The organism is Mesorhizobium sp. Cs1299R1N3 (assembly GCF_037179625.1).
Lineage (GTDB): Bacteria > Pseudomonadota > Alphaproteobacteria > Rhizobiales > Rhizobiaceae > Mesorhizobium > Mesorhizobium salmacidum.
Window position 1 is genome coordinate 1 of the sequence record NZ_JAPYKQ010000068.1, and the last position, 465, is coordinate 465.

Annotated in this window: 1 protein-coding gene; it reads left to right on the forward strand. The window is 65.6% G+C overall.

Features of this window, described 5'->3' with window-relative positions; all coding sequences use genetic code 11:
* The coding region (locus O7B34_RS31990; protein ID WP_337149734.1) for a GTP-binding protein at positions 1–465 on the forward strand (465 nt) is incomplete at both ends.

The following is a 465-nucleotide window of genomic DNA, read 5'->3' on the forward strand; positions in this document are numbered from 1 at the left end:
GAGCCTCGCTCCCACGGATGGCGTCCGCGATTATCTGGCCGCGCAGGAGAAGAAGTCGCTGCTGCGCTTCCTGACCTGCGGTTCGGTGGATGACGGCAAGTCGACGTTGATCGGACGCCTGCTGTCCGACACCAAGCAGATTTTCGAGGACCAGCTCGCCGCGCTCGAACGCGATTCGCGCAAGCACGGCACGACGGGCGACGACATCGACTTCGCGCTCTTGGTCGACGGCCTCGAGGCCGAGCGCGAGCAAGGCATCACCATCGACGTCGCCTACCGCTTCTTCGCCACGCCGAAGCGCAAGTTCATCGTCGCCGATACGCCCGGCCACGAGCAATACACCCGCAACATGGCGACCGGCGCCTCGACGGCCGATCTGGCGATCGTGCTGATCGATGCCCGGCAAGGGGTGCTGCGCCAGACAAGGCGCCATTCGATCATCGCCTCGCTGCTCGGCATCCGCCA